Source organism: Hylemonella gracilis str. Niagara R (genome assembly GCF_000600295.1).
Taxonomy (GTDB): Bacteria; Pseudomonadota; Gammaproteobacteria; order Burkholderiales; family Burkholderiaceae_C; genus Hylemonella; species Hylemonella gracilis_A.
Genome location: NZ_JEMG01000001.1, coordinates 1,608,959 through 1,632,165, shown reverse-complemented (window position 1 = coordinate 1,632,165; position 23,207 = coordinate 1,608,959). Strand labels below are relative to the sequence as shown.

The 23,207-nt window shown below is 65.8% G+C and carries 18 protein-coding genes and 1 tRNA gene; 5 read left to right on the top strand and 14 right to left on the bottom strand.

Features of this window, described 5'->3' with window-relative positions; all coding sequences use genetic code 11:
- Window positions 1–122: 122 nt before the first annotated feature.
- The 6 genes from clpX to AZ34_RS07525 form a co-directional block, all read right to left on the bottom strand.
- Window positions 123–1,388 (bottom strand): ATP-dependent Clp protease ATP-binding subunit ClpX, encoded by a 1,266-nt coding sequence (gene clpX / locus AZ34_RS07550; protein WP_035606631.1) that lies wholly within the window; start codon window positions 1,386–1,388, stop codon window positions 123–125.
- A gap of 134 nt (window positions 1,389–1,522) precedes the next feature.
- Window positions 1,523–2,170: an ATP-dependent Clp endopeptidase proteolytic subunit ClpP gene (clpP, locus tag AZ34_RS07545; protein WP_051509609.1), complete on the bottom strand. Its 648-nt coding sequence runs from the start codon at window positions 2,168–2,170 to the stop codon at window positions 1,523–1,525.
- A 158-nt stretch (window positions 2,171–2,328) separates the two neighbouring features.
- Window positions 2,329–3,642 carry a trigger factor gene (gene tig / locus AZ34_RS07540; RefSeq protein ID WP_035606628.1) on the bottom strand — a complete coding sequence of 438 codons (1,314 nt, stop codon included), beginning with the start codon at window positions 3,640–3,642 and terminating at the stop codon, window positions 2,329–2,331.
- 73 nt (window positions 3,643–3,715) lie between these two features.
- A tRNA-Leu gene (locus AZ34_RS07535) sits at window positions 3,716–3,802 on the bottom strand.
- 172 nt (window positions 3,803–3,974) lie between these two features.
- A complete protein-coding gene (locus tag AZ34_RS07530) occupies window positions 3,975–7,124 on the bottom strand; it encodes an efflux RND transporter permease subunit (RefSeq protein WP_035606624.1) in 3,150 nt (1,049 codons plus the stop codon).
- A 7-nt stretch (window positions 7,125–7,131) separates the two neighbouring features.
- Entirely contained in the window at window positions 7,132–8,286 is a 1,155-nt protein-coding gene (locus AZ34_RS07525; protein ID WP_035606621.1) for an efflux RND transporter periplasmic adaptor subunit, read from the bottom strand.
- Between the two features lie 87 nt (window positions 8,287–8,373).
- Between AZ34_RS07525 and hpnC the strand changes: the two genes are divergently transcribed.
- Complete coding sequence (hpnC, locus tag AZ34_RS07520) at window positions 8,374–9,282, top strand: squalene synthase HpnC (RefSeq protein WP_419670204.1); 909 nt, start codon at window positions 8,374–8,376, stop codon at window positions 9,280–9,282.
- Window positions 9,283–9,325: 43 nt separating this feature from the next.
- Here hpnC and AZ34_RS07515 read toward each other — a convergent pair whose 3' ends face one another.
- Window positions 9,326–10,261, bottom strand: a complete 936-nt coding sequence (locus tag AZ34_RS07515) for a LysR family transcriptional regulator (RefSeq protein WP_035606614.1) — start codon at window positions 10,259–10,261, stop codon at window positions 9,326–9,328.
- 158 nt (window positions 10,262–10,419) lie between these two features.
- Here AZ34_RS07515 and AZ34_RS07510 point away from each other — a divergent pair, with 158 nt between their 5' ends.
- Window positions 10,420–11,205, top strand: a complete 786-nt coding sequence (locus AZ34_RS07510; RefSeq protein WP_231495485.1) for an SDR family NAD(P)-dependent oxidoreductase — start codon at window positions 10,420–10,422, stop codon at window positions 11,203–11,205.
- 157 nt (window positions 11,206–11,362) lie between these two features.
- Here AZ34_RS07510 and AZ34_RS07505 read toward each other — a convergent pair whose 3' ends face one another.
- The 6 genes from AZ34_RS07505 to AZ34_RS07480 all read right to left on the bottom strand — a co-directional run bounded on the left by AZ34_RS07505 (window position 11,363) and on the right by AZ34_RS07480 (window position 17,831).
- On the bottom strand, window positions 11,363–12,817 hold the full coding sequence (locus AZ34_RS07505; RefSeq protein WP_035606608.1) for an aldehyde dehydrogenase: 1,455 nt from the start codon (window positions 12,815–12,817) through the stop codon (window positions 11,363–11,365).
- 9 nt (window positions 12,818–12,826) lie between these two features.
- On the bottom strand, window positions 12,827–13,657 hold the full coding sequence (locus AZ34_RS07500; RefSeq protein WP_051509608.1) for an ABC transporter ATP-binding protein: 831 nt from the start codon (window positions 13,655–13,657) through the stop codon (window positions 12,827–12,829).
- Window positions 13,654–14,439, bottom strand: a complete 786-nt coding sequence (locus AZ34_RS07495) for an ABC transporter ATP-binding protein (protein WP_035611158.1) — start codon at window positions 14,437–14,439, stop codon at window positions 13,654–13,656. Before AZ34_RS07495 ends, AZ34_RS07500 begins: the two co-directional genes overlap by 4 nt.
- 103 nt (window positions 14,440–14,542) lie before the next feature.
- Window positions 14,543–15,571: a branched-chain amino acid ABC transporter permease gene (locus tag AZ34_RS07490; protein ID WP_035606605.1), complete on the bottom strand. Its 1,029-nt coding sequence runs from the start codon at window positions 15,569–15,571 to the stop codon at window positions 14,543–14,545.
- A gap of 30 nt (window positions 15,572–15,601) precedes the next feature.
- The gene (locus AZ34_RS07485) at window positions 15,602–16,492 is read right to left on the bottom strand and encodes a branched-chain amino acid ABC transporter permease (protein WP_035606601.1); all 891 of its coding nucleotides are present in this window, start codon (window positions 16,490–16,492) and stop codon (window positions 15,602–15,604) included.
- A gap of 136 nt (window positions 16,493–16,628) precedes the next feature.
- Window positions 16,629–17,831 carry an amino acid ABC transporter substrate-binding protein gene (locus AZ34_RS07480; protein WP_035606598.1) on the bottom strand — a complete coding sequence of 401 codons (1,203 nt, stop codon included), beginning with the start codon at window positions 17,829–17,831 and terminating at the stop codon, window positions 16,629–16,631.
- 180 nt (window positions 17,832–18,011) lie between these two features.
- On the opposite strand from AZ34_RS07480, the gene AZ34_RS07475 reads away from it, so the two are divergent.
- Window positions 18,012–18,998 (top strand): helix-turn-helix domain-containing protein, encoded by a 987-nt coding sequence (locus AZ34_RS07475; RefSeq protein WP_035611156.1) that lies wholly within the window; start codon window positions 18,012–18,014, stop codon window positions 18,996–18,998.
- A 22-nt stretch (window positions 18,999–19,020) separates the two neighbouring features.
- On the opposite strand, the gene AZ34_RS07470 is transcribed toward AZ34_RS07475, so the two are convergent.
- Complete coding sequence (locus tag AZ34_RS07470; protein ID WP_035606596.1) at window positions 19,021–20,661, bottom strand: methyl-accepting chemotaxis protein; 1,641 nt, start codon at window positions 20,659–20,661, stop codon at window positions 19,021–19,023.
- Window positions 20,662–20,893: 232 nt separating this feature from the next.
- Here AZ34_RS07470 and hpnD point away from each other — a divergent pair, with 232 nt between their 5' ends.
- Window positions 20,894–21,787, top strand: coding sequence for a presqualene diphosphate synthase HpnD (hpnD, locus tag AZ34_RS07465; protein ID WP_035611154.1), 894 nt, complete (start codon window positions 20,894–20,896; stop codon window positions 21,785–21,787).
- Window positions 21,788–21,836: 49 nt separating this feature from the next.
- A complete protein-coding gene (gene hpnE, locus AZ34_RS07460; protein WP_035606593.1) occupies window positions 21,837–23,162 on the top strand; it encodes a hydroxysqualene dehydroxylase HpnE in 1,326 nt (441 codons plus the stop codon).
- Window positions 23,163–23,207 lie beyond the last annotated feature (45 nt).

The window sequence follows — 23,207 nt, the reverse complement described above, 5'->3', positions numbered from 1 at the left end:
CGGAAAACCGATAGCTTTCCACGTTCCCCCGTTTTTTGCCTGATTTTCAGGCAAAACATGCAGGCCAAGACCGACCAGCCTCTGCCAAGTGGCCTGGCCAGGCCATGATCCTGGCATCCCGTTCAGGCCTGTTTGGCCGCCTCGCGGTAGACCAGCAAGGGCGGTTTGTTTTCCTCGATCGTGGACTCGTCCACCACGACCTTCTCCACATTGTTCAAGGTGGGCAAGTCGAACATGGTGTCGATCAAAGACTGCTCCATGATGGAGCGCAGCCCGCGCGCACCGGTCTTGCGAGCCAGACTTTTCTTGGCGATCGCGGCCAGGGCCGTGGGGCGGATTTCCAGCTCCACGCCCTCCATGCCGAACAGCTTGGCGTACTGCTTGACCAGCGCGTTCTTGGGCTCGGTCAGGATCTGCACCAGCGCATCCTCGCTCAACTCGGCCAACGTGGCGACCACGGGCATGCGCCCCACCAGTTCGGGGATCAGGCCATACTTGATCAGATCTTCCGGTTCGACTTCCTTGAACACTTCCGTCAGGCTACGCTGCGCCTTGCTCTTGACGGCAGCACCAAAACCGATGCCGGACGATTCCGTGCGGCGCTCGATCACCTTCTCCAGACCGGCGAAGGCACCGCCGCAGATGAAGAGGATGTTGGTGGTGTCAACCTGGATGAAATCCTGGTTCGGGTGCTTGCGTCCGCCCTGCGGCGGCACCGAGGCCATCGTGCCCTCGATCAGCTTGAGCAGAGCTTGCTGCACGCCCTCACCCGAGACGTCGCGCGTGATGCTGGGGTTATCGCTTTTGCGCGAGATCTTGTCGATTTCGTCGATGTAGACGATGCCGCGCTGTGCCTTATCGACCTCGTAATTGCAGTTCTGCAGCAGCTTGGCAATGATGTTCTCGACATCCTCGCCCACATAACCGGCCTCGGTCAGCGTGGTCGCGTCAGCCATCACGAAAGGAACGTTGAGCTGGCGCGCCAGGGTCTGCGCCAACAGGGTCTTGCCGGAGCCCGTGGGGCCGATCAGCAGGATGTTGCTCTTGGCCAGTTCCACCTCGTCCTTGCGCGCGGTCTCTTTGTGCTGCAGGCGCTTGTAGTGGTTATAGACCGCCACGGCGAGGGTGCGCTTGGCGGCGTCCTGGCCAATCACGTAGTTGTCCAGATTGGCCTTGATCTCGGCCGGGGTGGGCAGACTGCCGCGCCCCGCGTTCTGGTCAGTGGGCGCGGGCAACTCATCGCGAATGATTTCATTGCACAGTTCGATGCATTCGTCGCAGACGAACACCGAGGGGCCGGCAATCAGTTTGCGCACCTCATGCTGGCTCTTGCCGCAGAAAGAGCAGTACAAGGTTTTTTCGCTGGATGTGCTTTTTTTGTCGGCCATATGTTCATCACCTTCCTTGCCCACCGGGATTTCCCGGGCAGATCATAACCAAGCGCGCGACCTGTTCGGGCGGGCGTTCCAGGCCCCAAAAAAGGTCCTGGATTGGCCTCGCAAAAACCGCGCCGCCCGGAAACTCAGGGCCGTTTCGCGATCACCTGGTCGACCAGGCCGTAGTCTTTGGCCTCGTCGGCGGACAGGTAGTAGTCGCGTTCGGTGTCGCGCTCGATCTTTTCCAACGGTTGACCCGTGCGCTCGGCCAGGATCTTGTTCAACTGCTCGCGCGTCTTGAGAATTTCGCGGGCGTGGATCTCGATTTCCGTCGCTTGGCCCTGGGCACCGCCCAGGGGCTGGTGGATCATGATCTTGGAATTGGGCAGGGAAAAGCGCTTGCCCTTGGCGCCCGCCGACAGCAAGAAGGCCCCCATGCTGGCTGCCATGCCGATGCACAGCGTGGACACGTCAGGCTTGATGAAGTTCATCGTGTCGTAAATGGACATGCCCGCGCTCACGCTGCCACCCGGAGAGTTGATGTAGAGCGAAATCTCCTTGTCGGGGTTTTCGCTTTCGAGAAACAGCAGCTGCGCCACCACCAGGTTGGCGGTCTGGTCGTTCACCGGCCCCACCAGGAAGATCACACGCTCGCGCAACAGGCGCGAATAGATGTCATAGGAACGCTCGCCACGCCCCGACTGTTCGATCACGATCGGCACCATGCCCAAGGCTTGCGTTTCGTTGGCGCCGTGGTAGGCGGAAGGATGAGCGACAGAGTTGCGCAGATTCATGTTGACTCCAAATGAGAGACCCGGACTGTATCGCCATTTATATAACGGAAATCCGGCAAGGCCCGTGAACGGCGGACAGGCCGCCGCTCAAGCAAATGGGGCCTGCCGCCGGGACTGCAAGCCCCGGCTCAGGCCCCACCCGCGAGCGACGCCCGGGATCAGCCGGGCTGGCCCATCAGATCGTCGAAGGAAACCGCCTTGTCCGTCACCTTGGCCTTGGACAACACGAATTCCGTGACGTTGTTCTCGATCACCACGGCTTCGACCTCGGCCATGCGGCGGTTGTCGCTGAAATACCAGCGCTTGACCTCGTCCGGACGCTCGTAGCTGGCAGCCAGTTCGTCGACATGGGCCTTGATCTGCTCGGGCGTGGCTTCCAGCTTGTTGGCGCGCACCAGTTCGGCCACCACCAGGCCCAGGCGCACGCGGCGTTCGGCCTGCGGCGTGAACAGTTCGGTGGGGATCGGCGCCTTGTCGGCGTCCTTGATGCCGCGGGCCTTCAGGTCCGCGCGGGCGCCTTCGACCATGCGATCCAACTCCGCCGCGACGATGCTCTTGGGCAGATCCAGCTCGGCCTTGGCGATCAGGGTGTCCATCACCGCCTGCTTGTTGCGCGCCACCAGGCGGGCCTTGACCTCGCGCTCCAGGTTCTTGCGGATGTCGGCATGCAAGGCCGCCACCGTGCCCTCGGCCACGCCCAGGGATTTGGCCAGGGCATCGTCCACCACGGGCAGGTGCGCGGCTTCGATCTTCTTGACCGTGACCAAGAAATCGGCAGTCTTGCCCGCGACGTCCTGACCGTGGTAATCAGCCGGAAACGCCAACGGGAAGGTCTTGCTCTCGCCAGACTTCATGCCGCGCACGGCATCTTCGAACTCCTTGAGCATCTGTCCTTCACCGACCAGGAACTGGAAGCCATCGGCCTTGCCGCCCTGGAAGGGCTCACCGTCGATCTTGCCCTCGAAGTCCACCGTCACGCGGTCGCCGTCCTGGGCAGCCTCGTCCTTGCCGCGCTGGGCAAAGGTACGGCGCTGCTTGCGCAGGATCTCGACGGTCTTCTGGATCGCGGCGTCGCTGACTTCGGCATTGACCTTCTCGATCTCGGCGCCCGCGAGGTCGCCGATCTTGACTTCGGGATAGACCTCGAACACCGCGTCGAAGCTGACCTGCCCCTCGGGCGCGTTTTCCTTCTCGGTGATGCGCGGCTGGCCCGCGACGCGCAGCTTGGCTTCGTTGGCGGCGGCGGCGAAAGCCTCGCCCACCTTGTCGTTCATCACCTCGTACTGCACCGAGAAACCGTAGCGCTGAGCCACCACACTCATCGGCGCCTTGCCGGGACGAAAACCGTCCATGCGCACGGTGCGCGCCAGCTTCTTGAGGCGGGCGTCCACCTCGGTCTTGATCACATCCACCGGCAGGTTGAGGGTGATCTTGCGCTCGAGCTTCTCGAGGGTTTCAACGGTAACGGCCATGGTGTGCTCCAAAAAATTCAAACAAGGCCCAAGGGGCCATGGCGCCGTAAAGCGCCGGGCTGATGTATCGGACTGGTGCGCGGGGGGGGACTCGAACCCCCACACCCTTGCGGGCGTCAGGACCTAAACCTGGTGCGTCTACCAATTTCGCCACCCGCGCAAGGAAAAACAAAAGGCGGTCATCACAAGTCCAGGAGACCTGCAACACCGCCTCACGAAATCGGTGAACCGCATATTTTAACCGTGTCGATGTCCCCGGCTGCGCCCGCCGGGTCCGTAGAGCACCGCGCCTGTTCTAACGGACTGCCCCCGGCGCGTCCCTCAGGCGCCGGTCACGGCAATGCGGGTGTTTCGCGGCGCACACGGAACCAGGCGGCATACATGGCCGGCAAGGCCAGCAGCGTCAGCACCGTCGCCACGACCAGCCCTCCCATGATGGCGATCGCCATCGGCCCCCAGAAGACACTGCGGGACAAGGGAATCATGGCCAACACGGCCGCTGCCGCCGTCAGCACAATCGGACGCAAACGTCGCACCGCGGACTCGACGATCGCGTCCCAGGCCGGCACGCCCCGCGCACGGTCTTGTTCGATCTGATCGATCAGGATGACTGAGTTGCGCTGAATCATGCCCATGAGCGCAATCACCCCCAGCAGCGCGACGAAGCCGAAGGGCCGGTTGAACAGCAGCAAGGCCGCCGCCACTCCGGCGATGCCCAGGGGGCCGGTCAGGTAGACCAGCAAGGCGCGGCTGAAGCTCTGCAACTGCAGCATCAGCAGGGTGAAGGTGATGAAGAGCATGACCGGCATGCCGGCCGCGATCGAACTGGACCCCTTGGAGCTTTCCTCCACGGTGCCCGCCACCTCGATGCGGTAGCCGGGCGCCCAGCGGGCCTCCAGGGCCCGCAGCGCCGGCAGCAGCTCAGTCGTCACGGTCGCGCCCTGCAGGCCCTCCGCGATGTCCCCCTGCACCGTGATCGCGTAGTTGCGGTTTTCCCGCCACATCACACCGGGCTCCCAGTTGAACTGCGGCTTGGCGATCTGGGTCAGGGGAATCACGCGCCCTGCGGCCGTGGGCACATAGGCATTGGCCAGATCGCTGACCGCGTCACGTTCGTCCAGAGGCTGTCTCAGCACGATGTCGATCAGCTTGTCGCCTTCGCGGAACTGCCCCACCGTTGCGCCAGCCAAGGTGGTCTTGGTGGCCTGGGCGATGGACTGGCTCGTCACCCCCAGGGCACGCGCCTTGTCCTGGTCGATTTCCAGTCGGATGACCTTGACCGATTCGTTCCAGTTGTCGTTGACGCCACGCATGTTCGCGTTCGCGCGCATCTCCGCCTTGACTTCATCGGCACGCGCACGCAAGGTGGCCGGGTCCGGTCCGACCACGCGAAATTGAACGGGATAGGCCACCGGCGGTCCGTTGGGCAGGAGCTTGACGCGCCCGCGCACCTCCGGGAACTCCTGCGCCAGCACGACCGGCAAGCGCAGACGCAAGGCCTCGCGGGCCTTCAAATCCTTGGACAAGACGATCAACTGGGAGACATTGGTCTGCGGGAACACCTGATCCAGCGGCAGGTAGAAACGCGGTACGCCGGAGCCCACCCAGGTGCTGACCGCGCCCACGCCCTCCTCGGCCATGAGGCGCCGCTCCACACGACGTGTCACTTCCTCGTTGGCGGCAAAGGAAGTGCCCTCGGGGAACCAGAGGTCCACCAGAACTTCAGGGCGCACCGAATCGGGAAAGAACTGCTGCTGAACACGGGTCATGCCGACCAGGCCCAGCACGAAGATGAGCAGGGTCGCGCCTATGGTCAGCCAGCGGTGCCCCACGCACCAATCCACCGCGCGGCGGAAGGCCCGGTAGAACGGCGTGTCGAAATGTTCATGCTGCTCGGCACCCACCGGCGTGGGCTTGGTCTTGAGCAAGACATTGCCCAGGTAGGGCACGAAATAGATGGATGCGAACCAGGACAGCACGAGGGCAATGCCCGTGACCGCGAAGATGGCGAAGGTGTATTCGCCGGTCGAAGACTTGGCCATGCCGATGGGCAGGAAACCCGTGGCCGTGATCAGCGTGCCGGTGAGCATGGGCATGGCTGTCATTTCATAGGCGAAGGTCGCGGCACGGGCCTTGTCGTAGCCCTCCTCCATCTTGCGCACCATCATCTCGACGGCGATGATGGCGTCGTCCACCAGCAGGCCCAGCGCGATGATGAGCGAACCCAGCGACACCTTGTGCAGGCCGATGCCCCAGTAGTTCATGGCCAGGAAAGTCACCGCCAGCACCAGGGGAATCGTGATGCCCACCACCAGCCCCGGGCGCATGTCCACATACCAGCGCCGCCACAAGGGATGCTGACCGACCAGCGGGGGCTCCCGTCGGTGCAGGCCCAAGCTCAGGAAACTCACCGCCAGCACGATGACCACAGCCTCGATCAGCACCTTCACGAATTCATTGACCGACTCGGTCACGGACCTCGGCTGATCCTGCACCTGCATCAGGCGCACGCCGGCCGGCAAAGTCTGCTCGATGCGCTTCGCGACAACCTGCAGTGCCTTGCCCAAGGCAACGATGTCGCCCCCCTTGACCATGGACACCCCCAGGGCAATGACTTCATGCCCGTCGTGACGAACCTTGACCGAAGGGGGGTCAACGTAACCGCGCGTGATGGTGGCGATGTCACCCAGGCGCAGCTGGGCACCAGAGGCACCACGGATCGGCATGGCGCGCAGTTCCTCCAGGGCGTTGAACTGCCCCGCCACCCGCACCTGCACCACGTCCAGCGGCGTCTGCACCGCGCCCGCGCTTTCAACCGCGTTCTGCTGCCCCAACTGCGCCAGCACCTGGTTCATGTCCAGCCCAAGCTGGGCCGCCGTCTTCTGGGAAATTTCGACGAAGACCTTTTCGTCCTGCACCCCGAACAGCTCGACCTTGGCCACGTCCGGCACGCGCAGCAGTTGCAGGCGGGCGTCATCGGCGAAATCCTTGAGTTCGGCGTAACTGAAGCCCTCAGCGCCCAGCGCGTAGATGACCCCATAGACGTCGCCGAAGTCGTCGTTGAAGAACGGTCCCTGGATGCCCTGCGGCAGTTGATGGCGCATGTCACCGACCCGCTTGCGCACTTGGTACCAGGTGTCCGCCACCTCGGACGGGGGCATCGAGTCCTTGAGGTTGAAGACGATCTGCGACTCACCGGGTTTGGAATAGCTGCGGATCTTGTCGGCGTAGGGCACCTCCTGCAGGGTGCGCTCCAGCTTGTCCGTCACCTGCTCAGCCACCTGCTGTGCCGTCGCGCCCGGCCAGTTGGTGCGCACCACCATGGCCCGGAAGGTGAAGGGCGGATCTTCGTCCTGCCCGAGCTGGAAATAGGCCGCCATGCCCAGCACCATCAGCACTACCATCAGATAGCGCGTCAGCGCGGGATGCTCCAAGGCCCAGCGCGAAGGGTTGAAGCCCTTTTTCGGTTCCATCTGCGTCATGACCGCTTCACTCCGCAGCCTGGGCTGATTTCGGTTGGTAGATCGTCACCTTCTGGCCGGGCGAGAGCACATGGACACCCGTGGCCACAACCAGTTGCCCCGGCTGCAGACCGGACGCGATCACGGCCTCGTTGCCATCGGCCGTCGCAACCTGCACGGGCTGGGAGCGCACGGTCATGCTGGCCGTGTCCAGCACCCAGACCGCCGTCACTTGGCCGTCTTGGCGCAGCGCGCTGCTGGGCAACTTGATGGCCTGCGCCAAAACGCCATTCGCACCTGGGCCTTTTGCCGGCGCGGCAGCGGCCGGCAGCACCGCCACGGTCGCGCCCAGGGGCGGCAGCTTGCGGACGGACTCCGCCGCCTCGATGCTGGCCTTGACCAAGAAGGTGCGCGTCACCGGGTCGGCACTCGCAGCCACTTCACGCACACGGCCAGGCAGCACCTCCCCGCTGGCCCAGACCCGCAACTGGACCGACATGCCATTGACCATGGTCGCCACCTGGCCCTCAGGCACGGAAAAGACCACGTCGCGCGGACCATCTTGCGCGATGCGCAGCACCGGCGCGCCCGCGGCCACCACCTGGCCCGGTTCGGCCTCGATGGCGGTGACCACCCCTGCCGCGTCGGCCACCAGCTTGGCGTAACGGGCCTGGTTGCCTTGCGTCGTCAACTGCGCCTCGGCCTGGTCGAGTTGGGCCTGCGCCGCCTTGAGTTGCGCCTCGCGCCGGTCCAGTTCGGCGTCGCTGATGAAGTTCTGCGCCCGCAGTTCGCGGTAACGCTGCAGATCGGCCGCCGCCAGGTCGCGGTTGGTCCGCGCCGCCGCAGCCTGGGCCCGGGCCGCGTCCGCCGTCAGCTGATAATCCTGCGCATCCAGCTGCGCGAGCACGTCACCCGCGTGCACCTGCTGGCCCAGATCCACCTGCCGCTGCACGATCTTGCCCGCGACCCGAAAGCCCAGGCGAGACTCGGTGCGGGCCCGCACCTCGCCCGCGAATTCGCGCGTGGCCAGCAAGGGACTGACCCCCACGGTCAGCACCTTGACGGCACGCACGGGCTCTTCCACCGGGGCAGGTTTCGAGCAAGCGGACAGCACAAAGGCGGCCATCAGCACCACGCCGATGCCGCCCGCCCGGGGCCAGGAAGATGAAAAACGATGCCGCATGAGAATGATTCCGCTGATGGAGTGCTAATGACTGACCAGTCAGTAATCTATTAAAACCCCCATGGCTTGTCAAGCCATCCCCCTGTCGTGAACCCTGCTTCCTCCGTCCAGCACTACGAAAACTTTCCAGTCGCCTCGCTGCTGTGCCCGCCCCGCTTGCGCGCGCCGGTCCGGGCGCTGTACCACTACGCCCGCACGGCCGACGACATCGCCGACGAGGGCAATGCCCCGGCGGCACAGCGATTGGCCGACTTGGCCGCCTACCGGGCGGAACTGCTGGATTGCTTCACGCCCGCCGCGCCAGGCACCCCTGCCCTGACCCCGTGGCGCTGGCCCCACATCTTCGGCCCGCTGCGGCGTGCCGTCCATGACTTCCAGCTTCCGCCAGCACCGCTGGCCGATCTGCTTTCGGCCTTCGTGCAGGATGTGGAGCAAACCGACCAGGCGACGCGCCAGGGCGGTGCACGAGCGGCCTATGCGGATCGCACCGAACTGCTGGATTACTGCCGGCGCTCCGCCAATCCGGTGGGCCGTCTGCTGCTGCACCTGCACGGGGTCACCGACGCAGCGTCGCTGGCGCAAAGCGACGCCATCTGCACGGCCTTGCAACTGATCAATTTCTGGCAGGACCTCAGCCTCGACATCCCGCGCGGCCGCCACTACCTGACGGCGGCGGACCGCGTCGCGCATGGCGTGAGCGATGCGGACCTCCAAGCCCTGCGGCCCACGCAGCAGACCCGGGCCCTGATCTCCGACTGCTGCGCCTGGGCGCGTGCATTGATGCGACAAGGCGCCCCGCTGGTGCACCGCGTGCCCGGCCGCATGGCCTGGGAGTTGCGCTTCGTCGTGCAAGGTGGCCTGCGCATTCTCGACAAGATCGAAGCCCAGGACTTCAACACCCTGCAGCAACGGCCGCGCATCACCCAGGCCGACGCGGCGTTGCTGCTGTGGCGCGCCGTCGGAATGCGCGCACCTGCCTCGAAACTGCGGCCTTGAGCTGGCCGCCTCGGGCGACCCCGCAGGCCTTGGGCAAGCCGGGTCAGCCTAAGGGTGAGGGCGCAGGATCTGCGGGAACCCGCTCCAGCTTGTCGCGCAGCAACTCGGCCAGCCAGTTCATGAACAGCTGCGCCCGGCGCGGCAGTTGCCGGCGGTTGGCGTAGACCAGCGACACCGGCATGGCCGGGGCGCGCCACCGCGGCAGCACCTCGACCAGCAGGCCCTGCTCGATCAGGGGCCGCATGCCCATGGCTGGCGCCTGGATCAGGCCCAGGCCCGCCACGCACGCGGCCGAATACGCCGCCGTGTCATTCACCGTCAGCGCGCCGGCCATGGGCACCGTGCGCACCGCGCCCTGCTCCACGTACTCCCAGCCCCCGGGCCGCGCGCCCAGGGTCGGCAGGTAGTGCACGAGGCGGTGTTTCGCCAGGTCCTCCAGCGTTTGTGGCGTGCCGTGCCGGGCCAGATAGGCTGGGCTGGCGCAGTTGATCTGAGCCATGTACCCCAGCGGGCGGGCCACCAGGGCCGAGTCTTCCAGCGCGCCGATGCGCAGCACGCAGTCGAAGCCCTCGCGCACCAGGTCCACGCGCCGGTCCGTGCTGCTGAGTTCCAGTTCCAGCTCGGGATGCAGCGCGAGGAATTCACCGAGCCGGGGCAGCACCTGCTGGCGCGCCACGCCACTGGGCATGTCCACGCGCAGGCGCCCACGCACCGCTTCGCCGCCGGTGCGGAAGAGGGACTGGGCCTCGTCCAGCTGAGCCAGCAGATCCTTGCAGCGCTCGTAGAACACCTGGCCATCCTGCGTGGTCTGCACGCGCCGTGTCGTGCGGTGCAGCAGCCGCGTCCCCAGGCTGGACTCCAGTTGCTGCACCGCCTGCGAAACGCTGGCCTTGGGCAGGCCCAGGCTGTCCGCCGCCTGGGTGAAACTGGCCAGTTCGGCCACGCGGGTATAGATCTGCAATTGCTCGGGGCGCAGCATGGTGGGCTCCTGTTGACAACGTGGCTGGGGTAGCTGGTGCCAATTGCTCACTCCGATTGTTCGCTATTGACGAACAAATTTATCAAATTCAGCCAATTTATCCAATCCATATGCATCAATAAAGTCATACCTGTCTCAACCCTCACTGACCAAGGAGCATGACCATGAGCCAGACATCCAGCCCCATCGCCCTCATCACCGGCGGCAGCCGCGGCCTGGGCCGCAACGCCGCCCTCGCCTTGGCCGCCCAGGGCACCGACGTGATCCTGACCTACCGCAGCCAACGGGCCGAAGCCGAGGCCGTGGTGACCCAGATCCGCGAGCAATACCAAGCTCAGGGCCGCCGCGCCGCGGCGCTTGAACTGGACACCGGCAACACCCAGGGCTTCGCCGATTTCGTGAACCGCCTGCGTGCCGTGCTGGCCGAGGAATGGCAACGCGAGCACTTCGACTACCTGCTCAACAACGCAGGCATCGGCGTGCATCAGTCTTTTGCTGAGACCACCGAGGCCCAGTTCGACCAGTTGATGAACATCCACCTCAAGGGCGTGTTCTTCCTGACGCAGAAACTGCTGCCCCTGATCCAGGATGGTGGCCGCATCCTCAATGTGTCCACCGGGCTGGCGCGCTTCGCGTTGCCGGGTTATGCGGCTTATGCGGCCATGAAGGGCGGCGTCGAGGTGCTGACACGCTACTTGGCCAAGGAACTGGGCCCGCGCGGCATCGCTGTCAACGTGATTGCCCCGGGCGCCATCGAAACCGATTTCGGCGGCGGCACCGTGCGCGACAACGCCCAGGTCAACGCATTCGTTGCCTCGCAAACGGCCCTGGGCCGCGTCGGCCAGCCCGATGACATCGGCGGCGCGATCGCCGCCCTGCTCTCGCCCGGCAGCCGCTGGATCAACGCCCAACGCATCGAGGCCTCGGGCGGCATGTTCCTCTGAACGCCCCAAAAGAAACCGCGCCGATTGGGTTCCAAGAAGGCGCGGAGCACCCGTAGCAAGCAGTTCAAGGTTGCGCCGAGAAGCGCAGCCGTACTGCCGTACGGTGAGCATCCCAGGCGCAAGATCGGCCCGCGCTGTCGCTTGATGCGAGCCTTCTTTAGAAGGGGTAGTGGCGCGGTGTGGTCTGCACGGTGATCCAGCGCAGTTCGGTGAACTCGTTAACCCCCTGCCGGCCGCCAAAGCGCCCGATGCCCGAGGCCTTAACGCCACCGAAAGGCATCTGGGCTTCATCGTGCACCGTGGGTCCGTTGACATGGCAGATGCCGCTGTCGATGCGCCGCGCCACGTTCATGGCGCGTGCGATGTCGCCGCCGAACACGGCCGAGGACAGACCGTACTCGTTGTCGTTGGCGCAGGCGATGGCTTCTTCCACCCCCTTGACGCGCACGATGGCCTTGACCGGACCGAAGGTTTCCTCGTGGTAGATCTTCATGGCCGGCGTGACGTGATCCAGCAGGGTCGCGGGCATCAGGGTGTTGGTGGCCTTGCCGCCGCACAGCAGCTTGGCGCCTTTCGCCAGCGCGTCGTCGATCAAGGCGTTGCAATGCTCGACCGTACTCATGCCGATCACCGAGCCCAGCACCACGGGTTCGGGCTTGCGCGGGTCGCCCAGGGGCAGGTTCTTCGCCTTGTCGGCGAACTTCTTGACGAAGGCGTCGGCGATCTTCTCGTCCACGATCAGGCGCTCGGTACTCATGCAGATTTGTCCGCTGTTGGCAAAGCAGCCAAAGGCCGCGCCGTTGACCGCGTCGTCCAGGTCGGCATCGTCCAACACGACCATGGGCGCCTTGCCACCGAGTTCGAGCACCACGGGCTTGAGGTACTTGGCGCAGGTCATGGCGATGATGCGGCCCACCCGTGTGCTGCCCGTGAAATTGACGCGCCGCACCGCCGGGTGCGCGACCATGGCTTCGACCACCGTGCCCGCGTCGGCCGGTGCATTGGTGATGTAGTTCACCACGCCGGGCGGGAAACCCGCGTCCATGAAGGACTCAATGATCAGCTGGTGCGTGCGCGGGCTGTTCTCCGAACCCTTGAGCACCACCGTGTTGCCGCAGGCCAGCGGCACGGCGATGGCGCGCGTGGCCAGGATGACGGGCGCGTTCCAGGGCGCGATGCCCAGCACGACGCCCGCAGGCTGGCGCACGGCCATGGCCAGGCTGCCCGGCACATCGGAAGGAATCACCTCCCCCGCGATCTGCGTGGTCAGCCCCGCCGCCTCGCGCAGCATGCCCGCGGCCAAGTGCACGTTGAAGCCGGCCCACATCGCCGTGCCACCGGTTTCGGCACCCACGGCCTCGATGAACTTCGGCGTCTTGGCTTCCATCGCGTCGGCGGCCTTGAGCAGCAGCATGCGTCGCTCGGTCGGACCGGTCTGGCTCCAGGTCTTGAAGGCCTCGGCGGCGGCCTCAACGGCCATCACGGCATCGGCCGGGGACGCCGCGGGCGCGCGGGTGGCCACCGTGCCATCCAGCGGATTACGACGCTCGAAGGTGGCGCCTTTTTCGGCCGTGACTTTCAGGCCGTTGATGAGCATGGACAGATCGGACATGGTTTCTCCTTAAACAGGTGCCGCGGCGTCCGCGACGGAAGTGGCGAGGGTTTTGCGGCGCTGCACGGCGTCGCTCGCCGTGGTCTGGTCGGCGGCATCCGCCCCCAGGTAGGCCTCGCGGATGACGTTGCTGCGTTCCAGCAGGCGCGCCGGACCGCTGGCGACCAGCACGCCACGTTCCAGTACATAACCCCGGTCGGCCACGGCCAGCGCCTTCTTGACGTTCTGCTCGACCATCAGCACCGTGGTGCCGGCATCGGCGATGCGGCGGGCGATGGCCAGCAGTTCATCGACCATGCGCGGCGCCAGACCCAGCGAAGGTTCGTCCAGCATCAGCAGACGGGGCGCGCTCATCATGGCGCGGGCCACGGCCACCATTTGCTGCTCGCCACCGCTCATGGTGCCCGCGAGTTGTTGAGCGCGTTCGCGCAGCTTGGGGAAATCGGCCAGCACCTGCTCGATGCGGCGTACGCGTTCGGCCTTTGGCACCAGCCAGCCACCGAGTTCCAGGTTCTCCAGCACTGTCATCTGCGGGAACAGTTGCCGGCCCTCGGCCACCAGAGTCACTCCTCCGCGCACCACCTCATGTGTCTTCTCCGGCAGTTCCTCGCCATCGAGCAGCACCAAACCCTGACGGGGTATCAGCCCCATCAAGGCTTTGAGCAAGGTGGTCTTGCCCGCGCCATTGGGGCCGAGGATCACCGTCAGTCCGGGCTTGACCTCGAAACGCAGATTGCGCAGCACGAGGAAGGCGGCATAGCCCGCAGAAAGTCCGTGCACCTGCAGGTGCGCGCGCTTGGCGTCGCCGAGCACAAAGGGAGTATCACGCCACCACATCATGCTGCGGCCTCCTCGGTTCCGGTTGCAGGTTCCGCCATCTCGTCGCCCAGGTAGGCTTCGATGACCTCGGGGTTGCGCACCACGTTCGCGGGTGTGTCGTCGGCGATCTTGCGGCCCTGGTGCAGCACGATCACGCGCTCCACATGGCGCAGCAGCGTGGTCACGGCGTGCTCGATCCAGATCACGGTCAGGTCCAGCTCGTCGCGCAAGCGTCCGATCAGGCGCGCCATGTCTTCGATCTCGGCTTCCGTCAAACCAGCCGCCACCTCGTCGAGCAGGAGCAGCTTGGGCCGTGTGGCCAGCGCCATGCCGATCTCCAGCAGCCGCTGCTGGCTCGGTGTGATGGCCGCGGCAGGCAGGTCGGCCTGCGCCGACAGGCCAATCAGCTGCAGGATGCTGGCCGCGTCACGCAGCGCCCAGGGCACGTCCTTTTCCTCGCCCCAGAAGATGTATTTGCGCGGACGCCGTCCCGCGAACTTCAAACCGAAGGCGATGTTGTCCACCGCCGTCATGTCGGCGAAGACGCGCGGCGTTTGAAAGGTGCGCGCCACGCCATGCGCCGCGTACCGGTGCGGCCCTCTTCCGGTCAGATCGTGGCCCTGGCACAGCAAGCGGCCTTCGGTCGGTGCCTGCACGCCGGAAATGGCATTGAAGAAGGTCGTCTTGCCCGCGCCGTTGGGGCCGATGATGCCGACCAGTTCGCCCGGCATGAAGCGGGCGCTGACGGCATCCACGGCGGTCAGGCCACCGAAGCGCACGGTCAGGTCTCGCGCTTCGAGCAGAAAGTTCTGGCGTCGATCGCCGCCGGTCCGCCCCAAGGCGGCCGGAGCCCCTGCAGAGGGCGGTGCGGTCAGTGCGGTGTCAGGCGTTGGGACGGAGGAGAGGTTAGACAAAGTAGCTCTCCCTGGCGCGCTTCAAGGCACGCTGCTTCTCGCGTTCTTTCTCGCCGGACAGGTCGCGCTTCAGATCCCGGGCCCACTCGCGGCTGTCGGTCCACCAGCCCTTGAAGGTAGCCCAGCGCAGAGAGGCCAGACCGCCCGGCAGGTAGAGCACGCAAAGGATCAGCAACAGGCCCAGCGACATCAGGTAGATCTGCGGGAACTGCAGGCGCAGCGATTCGGCCAGCACGCTGAAGATGATGGCTGCCAGCAGCGGCCCCCAGAGCGTGAGCACGCCACCGATCAGGGTGATCAGCACAGTCTGAAAACCGATGAAGGGGTTGAACACGGTGTGCGGATCGATGTAAGTCCAGCGCACCGCCATGGCTGCGCCGACGGCCCCCGCGAAGGCGGCCGTCAAGGCGAACCCCGCAATCTTGACCAAGCGCGTGTTCACGCCCAAGGTCTGGGCGCGCTGCTCGTCCGCGCCGATGGCCAGCAAGGCCAGGCCGAAGCGCGTGCGCCGCACGACGATGGACACGGCCACCGCCAGCACGGCCAAGGCCAGCACCGTGAGGTAGATGGTCTCGCGCTCTGGAACGACCATCAGCACCCGGCCCACCGTGCCCGTGACCGACTTCTCGAAATAGGTCACGGCATGCAGGATAAGTTCCGTCATGCCGAAGGTCAGCACCGCGAAATACGTGCCGCGCAGGTGCAGCACGGCCGCGCCCATCAGGATGGCGACGACCACCGCGATGCCGGCGCCGATCAGGATGACCGTGATCCAGGCGAATTCCCCGAGCAACATGGCCGAGGTGTAGGCCCCGATGCCGAAGAAGGCTGAGGTGGCCAGCGAGAGGTAGCGCGTGCTACCGCAAAACAGCCCCCAGCTCGAGGACAGGGCCACGTACATCAGGCAGGTCAGGGCCATGGAGGATACGAACTCGCTGGCATAAGACGGCAAGGCCAGGGCCCACCCTGTGAAGGCCAGCAGCACCAGCAGGTCGCGGATGAGGATTTGTCTTGAAGTCATCACGGACACCAGGATTCGGTCAACGCCGCGTCAGGCCTTGCGGCTCTTGCGCGTGAACAGGCCTTCGGGTCGCAGCAGCAGCACGGCGATGAACACCGTGTAAGACAACAGCGCCTTGAGCGAAGGATTGGTGAAATGCATGCCCAGGGCCTCGATCACGCCCAGGAACAGGCCGCCCACCAGCGCCCCGCCCATGCTACCGAAGCCGCCCAGGGTGATGACGATGAGCGCCGTCACCGTGTAAGGCTGGCCCATGAAAGGCGTGATGGTGTAAGCCATGGACAGCAAGGCCCCGGCCACGCCCGACAGACCCAGACCGATGCCGAACATCAGTGGATGCAGCTTCTTCGTGTCGATGCCCATGAGCTGCGCGCCCGTGGACGACTGCATCAGCGCGCGCACGCCCTTGCCCAGCAGGGTCTGGCGCATCAGCACGATGAGCGCACCGGCGAACACCAGGGCCAGGAAAAAGATCAGCAGCTTGTTGGCCGCGAACTGCATGCCGCCGAATTTCACCGGCTCGGTCAGGTAGTCGTAACCACGCAGATCACCGCCCCAGACCCAGGACACGAAGTTCTGCACCAGGAACATCAGGCCAAAGGCCACCATCAGGCTGCGCGCCTCGAACACGTCGAGGTTGGGCGAAGTCTGCGTCAAGCGACGGAAGCAGAGGAAGTGCAAGGCCATGCCCAGCGCCATCAGCACGGCGAAGGACACGGGAATCATCAGCAGCGGAGAGAGACCGAACTGCGTCTGCACCAACCAGGTCAGGTAGGCCCCGACCATGAGGAATTCGCCGTGCGCGATGTTCAGGATGCGCATCAGCCCGTACTGGAGGTTCAGCCCGAGAGCAATCAATGCGTAGATGCCCCCGGTGATCAGACCGGAGACGATGAGTTCAAACCAGGCGGTGAAGGACATTCTGAAAGGGAAATTGATGCGCCGGGGCAGCCGTGGAACTGGCTTAGCCAGGCCACTGGCTGCGTCCCTCCTGCCACCGAAGGTTGGCGTTCAGGGGGGAAGGCGCGCAGCGCCTCAGGGGGGACTACCGATCACTTCACCACTTGGGCTTCGCGATGAGCTTCGCCGTCGCGCGCGCCGGTGGCCATACCACTTCGAACTCGCCCTTCTGCCACTGACCTACCGTGCCCGGCGTTCCCACGTTCTCGCTGCCGTTGAACTTGATCTCGCCGATGATGGTCTGGTGCGTGTTGTTCGCGACGAAGTCACGGATGGCCTTGCGGTCCAGGCCCGCGCTCTTGACGGCGTTGGTCAGAATCTCCAACCCCGCCCAAGCCGCGCCACTGGCCCAGCGGTCGGGCTCCTTCTTCTGGCTGGCGACATGCGCGTCGAAGTAGGCCTTCGCGCCAGGGCTGGTCTTGCTGTTCCACGAACCCATCCCCATCACCCCTTCCGCGCCCGCAGGCGTCATCACGTTCTTGTACAGCGGGAAAGCCGTGCCCACCGAGGCGTAATAGAACTTCGGATTGAAGCCCACTTCCTTGGACTGCTTGCTGGCCAGGATGGTGTCCGGCGGGTAGGACAGGCCGATGAAGGCATCCGGGTTCTTGTCCTTGATGGCGCGCAGCACGGGCGACAGGTCTTGCGTGTTGCCGGGATAACTTTTTTCCTCCACCAGCCGGATGCCGCTGCCCTTCACGGCTTCCTTCAGCGCGGCGTAGTTCTCCAGGCCAAACAGGTCATCGACGTAGATCACCGCCGCGGTCTTCGCGCCCTGCGATTTCAACAGTTCCACCAACGCGCCGATCATGGCCGCCGGCTGCTGCAGCAGCAGGAAGAAGTAGGGCAGCTTCAGATCGACCAACTTCTTGGACAGCGCGGTCGGGGCCAGGAATGGGTAACCGTAGCGGTTGGCCAGCGGCGCGACTGCGAAGTTGGCGCCGCTGCCCCAGGGCGGCAGCACCAGATCCACCTTGTCGCTGCCCATGAGCTTTTCATAGGTGCGCACGACGGTTTCCACATTGCTCTGGTCGTCGCTGCTGATGAGCTCGATCCTGCGGCGCACCCCTTGGACATCCAGGCCACCCGCGGCGTTCTGCTGCTCTGCCCAAAGCAGGTAATTGGGTTCCTGGCTGGTCTGCGCGCCACCGGTCCAAGGCCCCGTGCGTGCCATGGTGTAGCCGATGCGCACGGGTGCGTTGTTGGCCAGCAATTGGGGCGCGAAGGTCGCCGCGCCGAGGGCTGCGGCGGCGCCCTTGATCAGGGTGCGCTTGCGCTGTTGAACAGGGGTCGGGGCCATGCTGTGTCTCCTCAGGGGTTGTTGGTCTGTCAGGCCATCTTGTCTGCTCAGCATCCTAGGGGCCTGCGGGCCACCCGGCTTTGCTGAGCGTGCACAAAGTAATTGCCCCAACGCGCACAAGCATCGGGGTTAACCCGCGCCGACCTTGTCCGAGAGATTGGCGGTCCCATAATGCCCCGCATGAACGCCGCCACCTTGAGCACCGATGCCCACGCCCCGAGCGAACGCGCATCGATCTGGCGCGACTGGAACTGGACGCTCTTTGGCGGACTGGAAGCGGACCTTTATGGCGACACCACCTTCGATGGCCACATCGCCCGCGCGCACGCGGGTGACGTCATCCTGACGCGGCTCGAAGCCCAGCGCCATCGCGTGCATCGCACCGCGCGACTGGCGCGCGCGGACATCGCGCCCGGCTACCTCAAGATCGTCGCGCCTCTGCAAGGACGCGCGCGGGTCGAACAGGACGGCCGCGAGGCCTGGGTCGGCCCGGGCAGCTGGACGCTGTACGACACCACGCGCAGCTACACCGTGGACAACCCGGGCCAGGTGGAGCACCTGATCGTGATGCTGCCCAAGACGCCGTTGATCGAGCGCGGGTTGCGGCTGGACCCCCTGGTAGCCCGGACCGTGGGCGCTGCCCGAGGTGGCGCGGCCACCGGCATCGCGCGCGTGGCGCTCTCGACCATGCGCAGCACCTTGCAGGAACTGCCGAACATGAGCGCCGACGCCGCGCACGGCGCGGGTGAACTCATCGCGCAACTCGTGCGGCTGTCCCTGATCGAACTCTCCGGGCATGAAACCCGCCATACCCAGCGCGAGGCATTGAAGGAGCGCATCCACGGCTACCTGGCCCTGCACTTGCGCGACCCCGCGTTGACTGTCGAACGCATGGCCGCGGCGCTCCACTGCAGCAAGCGGCACCTCTACAACGCCTGGGCCGACGAGGAACACACGCTGTCCAGCCACATCCAGAAGCTGCGTCTGGAAGGCTGCATCCGGGAGCTGAGGCACTCGTCCGAAGGCGCCTCGCCCAAGGAGCGCGCCATCACCGACATCGCCCTGTCCTGGGGCTTCAGCAACCCGGCGCATTTCAGCCGGGTGTTTCGCGACCATACGGGCCTGAGCCCAAGCGAGTTCCGCGCGACGCGGCGCGCCCTCAACTGAGTCCGCCGCGCGTGCTTGCCGCTCAGGACGTGAGCAGCAGAGGCCGAACCGAGCCCGCCGTCACTGCGCCCGCCGGCGCTGTTCGGCCACCCGACGACGCCAGGCGGAACTGACGCACGATCTCGGCCAGGCGGTCCGCCTGCTCGCGCATGGACTCGGCGGCGGCCGTGGACTCTTCCACCAACGCGGCGTTCTGCTGGGTCATGCGATCGATCTCCTGCACTGCCTGATCGACCTGGCCAATGCCCTGGGACTGGCTGTCGGCCGCGGTGGTGATCTCGCCCATGATGTCGCGCACGCGCTGGACGCCGGAGACGATCTCCTTCATCGCCGCGCCCGCGGCTTCCACCTGGCGAGCGCCACCGTCGATGGCGGATACGCTGGCTTCGATCAGGCGCTTGATTTCCTTGGCTGCCTCGGCGCTGCGCCCGGCCAGGCTGCGTACCTCCCCAGCCACCACCGCGAAGCCCCGGCCCTGTTCACCCGCGCGGGCGGCCTCCACCGCCGCGTTCAATGCCAGGATATTGGTCTGGAAGGCGATGCCGTCGATCACCGCGACGATGTCCGCGATCTTCTTGCCGCTGGTGCTGATGCTGTACATGCTCTGCACCGCCTCTTCCATCTCCTTGCCACCACGCTGGGCCGACTGCGTGGCCTGCGAGACCAGCTGGTTGGCGTTCTGCGCGGCATTGGCCGTGTGCTGGACATGGCCCGTCAGCCCGCTGATGGAACTCACGGTCTGCTGGACATTGCTCGCGGTCTGCTCGGTACGGCTGGACAGGTCATGGTTGCCCGTGGCGATTTCGCGGCTGGCCGTGGCAATGTTCTCGCCCGCGTCGCGCAACTGGCCCACCATGCCGGCCAACTCGGCGCGCATCTGCTCCAGCGCGCGCAGCAAGTCGGCAACCTCGTCGCGACCCTCAGCCTGCTGGCTCTGCGTCAGGTCGCCGCTGGCGATGGACTGTGAAAGCTGCCGCGCCAGCTCGACCGGCTGGCAGATGGCGCGCATGTTGAGCAGGGTCAGGGGCACGACGATCAGCAGGCTGACAGCGACCAAGCCTGCGAAGATGAACAGCATCTGGTCCAGCAGTTCGTTGCGGTTGGTGTTGGCGAGCTCGGCCTCCTTGCGCAGCGTTTCGTCCAGCTGGGTCAACACCTTGTCGGTGGCGGAAAGCTCGGTCACCGCGCGCATGCTCATGCGGCTGGCGGCCGTCGCCGTGTCGTAGACACTGCTTTCAATCTGGCGCGAAAGGTGGCCGAACATGGCTCGGTATTGCTTGAAGTGCTCGGTCGCCTTCGTGACCTGATCCTTCTGCTCGCCCACGAGGCCCTGGCCCAAAGCACCCAGGGATTGCTCGATGCGCTGCGCCACCTCTTCCCATCGCACACGGCTCTCGGCCACGCGCTGAGGCTGCTCGTACTGGATGATCATGTCCTTCTCGAACTGGCGTGCCGTGGCCATTTCCAGCCGCAAATGAGACACGCGGTCCACCGCAGCCAGGGATTCGTTGATGACCTGACCGCTGATCTGATGAATGCGGAACATGCCCAGCATGCCCGCGCCTCCCACCAAGAGCAGCAGCACCAGCACAACGCCGATGGCGGCGTACATGCGGAAACGGATGGTGAATTGGCGCATCAGCGCGAACAGCCGGTGACTCATCTGGATCGTCTTTCTTCTGATCAAGCGAAAGGGAAAGGGCCGGTTTGCGGCCCGGGGCCTGCCAACGCTTCAGGCTCCCATGCATGGTACATAGATTGTCGGCATTGCCTGGAACTTGTTAACAAGGCGTTTCGTCTTCATGGGCATCAGTGAAAACCCTTGGTTGACTCCCGATGCATGTCAAAGCGGCCTGGTCTACGCCCTGTGGTCTGGCGTGGGACAATGCCCGGCCATGCCGGTTCATGTTCCCCCGTCTTCCTCCCCCGCGCAGTACGTCCAGGACAAGGCCGCCGCCTCCGGCAGCAGCTTCTACTACGCCTTCATGTTTCTGCCGCCCCCCCGGCGGGCTGCGATCACCGCCTTTTACGCCTTCTGCCGCGAAGTGGACGACGTGGTCGACGAGGTGAGCGACCCGGGGGTTGCCCACGCCAAGCTGGCCTGGTGGCAAGCCGAGGTGGGGCGTGCATGGCAGGGTCAGGCCACGCACCCTGCCGTGCAGGCGCTGATGCCCCATGTCAGCGGCTACGGCATCGAACAGCGACACCTGCTGGCCGTCATCGAGGGCTGCGAGCTGGACCTGCAGCAGAGCCGCTACCTGGACTACCCGGGCCTGCAACGCTACTGCCATCTGGTCGCGGGTGTGGTGGGCGAAGTGGCGGCGCGCATCTTCGGCGGTCCGCGCGAGGCAGACATCGCCATGGATGACATCCGCACGCGCTACGCCCATACCCTGGGCCTGGCCTTCCAGCTCACCAACATCATCCGCGACGTGGGCGAGGACGCCCTGCGCGGGCGCGTCTACCTGCCCATCAACGAACTGCAGCGCTTCGACGTCAAGGCCCATGAAATCCTGAATCGCCAGTATTCGGAACGTTTCATCGCCCTGATGCGCTTCCAGGCCGAGCGGGCCCAAGGCCTGTACGACGAGGCGCTGGCCCTGCATGCCCAGCTGCCCGCCACCGAGCGGCGCGCGCAGAAACCCGGCCTGATGATGGCCAGCATCTACCGAACCTTGCTGCGCGAGATCGAACGCGACAACTTCCAGGTGCTGCACCAGCGCGTCGCCCTGACGCCGCTGCGCAAGCTCTGGCTGGCCTGGAAGGTGCAGGCCCTGGGGCGGATGTGAAGGGCTTGCGCATGCGCCAAACCCATCCGCACCGCCTGCAGCCCCCACCGTGAAGATCGCCATCGTCGGAGCCGGCTGGGCGGGTCTGGCCGCTGCCATCACGGCCACCTTGGCCGGGCATCAGGTCACGCTGTACGAAGCCGCGCGCACGCCGGGCGGCCGCGCGCGCGGACTGGACGCCACCCTGCCTAACGGACGGGTGGTGCGCCTGGACAATGGCCAGCACATCCTGATCGGTGCCTACACCGAGACCTTGCGCCTGCTGCGCACGGTGGGCGTGACCACCGACAACCAGCCGGAAAGCCACGGAGAAACAGCGCTGCTGCGCCTGCCTCTGACCTTGATCGGTCCCGACGGCCAGGGGCTGCGCCTGCCCCACCTGCCGGCCTCGCTGCCCGCATCCTGGGGCGTCCTGGCCGCCGTGTTGCGGCATCCCAGCTGGCCCTGGCGCGAACGCCTGGGCCTTTTGCGCGCCGCGCTGCGCTGGCAGGCCCACGGTTTCCAGTGCGATGAGGCCTTGAGCGTGGCCGAACTCTGCGCCCAGGCACCCACGCGCATTGGCCCGCGCGTGCAGGCCGAGCTGATCGAGCCCCTGTGCGTGTCCGCGCTCAACACCTCGATGCACGAGGCCAGCGCCCAGGTCTTTCTGCGCGTGCTGCGCGATGCATTATTCGCCACGCCCGATGGCGCCGATCTGCTGCTGCCGCGCGTGGACTTGGGCACGCTCTTTCCCGAGGCTGCGCTGCGCTGGCTGAGCGCGCGCGGCACCACCGTGCACCTGGGCCAGCGCGTGCGTGAACTGCAGGCCCTGCAGGGCCAGGACCTCACCCTGCTCGCCTGCCCCGCACCCGAGGCCGCGCGGCTGGCCCACGAACAGAACGCGGTCTGGGCAGCGCAGGCCCAGGCCCTGCAACACACCGTCATCAGCACGGTCTACGCCTGGCACCCCGAGGCGCGGCTGCGCGCGCCCATGCTGGCCCTGCCCAGCTCGGCGCGCCATCCCGCGCAATTCGCTTTCGACCGAGGGCAACTGGACGCCTCCGGCCAGAGCCAGGGCCTGCTGGCATTTGTGGTCAGCGCGAGCACCGGCGAGCGCGAGGACATCGAGGCCCAGGTGCTGCAACAGGCGCAGGCTCAGTTGGGCTTGACGCTGCAAGCCGTGCAGACCATCGTCGAGAAACGCGCCACCTTCGCCTGCACGCCCGGCCTGTCGCGCCCGCTCGCCACCATCGCCCCCACCCTGTGGGCCTGCGGCGACTACGTGGCGGGCCCCTACCCCGCCACCCTGGAAGGCGCCGTGCGCAGCGGCGTGGCCGCTGTCCAGGCCTGGGGCGAGGGGATCGTCCCCTCGGCAGGCAAGCCAACCGCACAGTGATACAAACGCGCAGTCGGACATCCCGCCCCGATTCCAACGCACCGC